Origin of the sequence: Pseudomonas rossensis, assembly GCF_039888995.1 — a bacterium.
In the GTDB taxonomy this organism is placed as follows: Bacteria; Pseudomonadota; Gammaproteobacteria; order Pseudomonadales; family Pseudomonadaceae; genus Aquipseudomonas; species Aquipseudomonas rossensis.
In genome coordinates, this window is record NZ_JBBWCB010000279.1 from 1 (window position 1) to 2,130 (window position 2,130).

3 protein-coding genes and 1 pseudogene are annotated in these 2,130 nt (G+C 54.6%); 2 read left to right on the forward strand and 2 right to left on the reverse strand.

The window, feature by feature from the left end; translation table 11 throughout:
* A partial coding sequence (locus WLY71_RS30365) for a hypothetical protein (RefSeq protein WP_347806524.1) occupies positions 1–201 on the forward strand: 201 nt, incomplete at its 5' end.
* A gap of 9 nt (positions 202–210) precedes the next feature.
* Complete coding sequence (locus WLY71_RS30370) at positions 211–1,005, forward strand: aminotransferase class I/II-fold pyridoxal phosphate-dependent enzyme (RefSeq protein ID WP_347806526.1); 795 nt, start codon at positions 211–213, stop codon at positions 1,003–1,005.
* Positions 1,006–1,041: 36 nt separating this feature from the next.
* Here the strand turns inward: WLY71_RS30370 and WLY71_RS30375 are convergent.
* A pseudogene (locus tag WLY71_RS30375) lies at positions 1,042–1,287 on the reverse strand (IS630 family transposase); the annotation flags it as partial.
* A 266-nt stretch (positions 1,288–1,553) separates the two neighbouring features.
* Positions 1,554–2,130 (reverse strand): sigma 54-interacting transcriptional regulator (locus tag WLY71_RS30380; protein ID WP_347806525.1); only part of this gene is annotated, 577 nt, incomplete at its 5' end.

A 2,130-nucleotide genomic window follows, 5' to 3' on the forward strand; every position in this document is an offset into this window, starting at 1 on the left:
GCCTTGTTGAATGTCGAAGACACACTGATCCTGCCCACCGTCACGCTGATTCATATTGGCGTCATTCCCGCCTTGGTGGGGAGCGACGGCGTGATGTTCCTCGATAAGACGGCCCATTTGACCTTGTACCAGGCTGCCAAGATCGCCTGTGACAGCGGCGCGCAGCTTAGAACGTTCGAGCATACCAACTATGAGGGATAGGAAGCCGGCCTGCAGGAGCACAAGGACAATCCGAAAAAGCTGATCCTGGTGGACGGCACCTTCAGCATGACCGGCAACTATGCCGATATACCCCGCCTGGTTGCACTCGCCCAGAAATACGATGCTGTGCTGTATATCGATGATGCTCATGGCTTCGGCGTCGTTGGTGAAAGCCCGACGGCAGAGTTGCCCTATGGATTAAAGGGTAATGGCGTGGTCCAGCATTATGGGATGGACTATGAGAACGTACTGTATGTCGGCGGCCTGTCGAAAGCGTACTCATCCCCCGCTGCATTCATCGCCTGCAGCAAGCGCATGAAATCGTTTCTCAAGGCGTATGCAACACCCTACGAATTGTCCGGCCCATGCGCCACGGCATCGCTGCAAACCGTGCTGGCCGGGCTTGCCTTCAATGAGCTCCATGGTGATCAGGTGCGCCGCACGCTTTATCGTTTGACCTGTCATGCGCTCGCCGGCCTTCGAGATCTCGGTTTCTACATCGATAACAATACCGGGTTCCCGATCTTGTCCGTATGGATCGGCGATACCGATCTATTGATTCAGGCGTCCCGAATCCTCTGGGATAACGGTATTTTAATCACATTGTCGCCTTATCCGATGGTACGCAAGGGCGATGAAACCCTGCGCATCACGGTCACTGCAGCCAATACCGATGCAGACATCGAGCGTCTGCTGGCGGCCTTTACAGACGTTCGCAGCTATCTCGTCAGCGAGGGGACTACGCTTCGTCCCGGGTTGACAGCCGTTAATGATATTGCCTACGTGTTTCCCACCCGAGTCTGACCATGAGCGCCATCTAGTGTGCTGTTCTCGAATAATCTACCCATTAGCCTGTGAGGCCATTGCCTCGCGGGCGCGCTGAATTTTATTGAAGATGTCTTCGCATTTTGCGTTCCAGACATACCGAGTCGGGTGCGCATTTCGCAAGGCCAGGAACGTGGTAATCGAGGTCTACAGCTCGCGTACCGAACTGAAACTGCCCTCACGCAAATACACCGTGATGTCCCGAAAAAAAGCATTCAACCATGAACTGAAAGCCGGGGTGAAATGCATGTGGAGTGGTTTCGGCCGGCCTTTTAGTTTCATGATGGTTGGATAAAATTTGTGACGGCATGAGCATCTGGAGGGGTGCGGTCTGAGCCTGGCACTGCAGATTGCCGGCATCGATTCAGGCGGGACTGTCAGATTTTTGGGTGCGGGGCGTTAGGCAAGCCCCGAGCAAATTCACGGCCACAGGCCATGTGGCGATGTTTTCGGCATGTATGTGCGGAGGATGGCAGATACCTGCCATCCCTACCGCGACCTGGAAAGGATAGGGATCGCATTGTGAGTCAGGAGCGATCCGTAGATTCATCTTTAACGTCAAGATTCTTTATGCGGTGGTAGAGGGTGCGCCGGGGGATATCAAGCTCTTGGCTGGCTGCCCCGATGTTGTTTTTGTGTCGTTTGAGTGATTCTTGAATCAATACCTTTTCGATCACTCGCAACTGAGACTTGAGGCCGGTAGCAGGATCATGTCCGTTAATCGGCTCAGCGCCTAACAAGGGAAATCCCAGCACGAATCGTTTGGCCGCCGACTTCAATTCGCGAATGTTGCCGGGCCAGTCGTGGGTCAGCAGGACTTGGCGCGAGTCCGAGCTGATGGCTTGAGCGCTGTGTCCCACTTCGTGAGCAAAAGCTTCGACGAACAGGCTGAACAAAGGAACAATCCTCGCCCGGTGCTCGCGCAAAGTGCGCAACTGCAACGTGAAGACATTAATGCGAAAAAACAGGTCCCGACGAAACGCTCCCGATTCCACCAGATCATCGAGCGGACGCTGCGTAGAGGCGATTACGCACAGGTCGAGGCGGATTGGAGTGGTGGAACCCAAGCGTTCCAGCGTACGGGTTGCAAGCACTCTAAGTAGC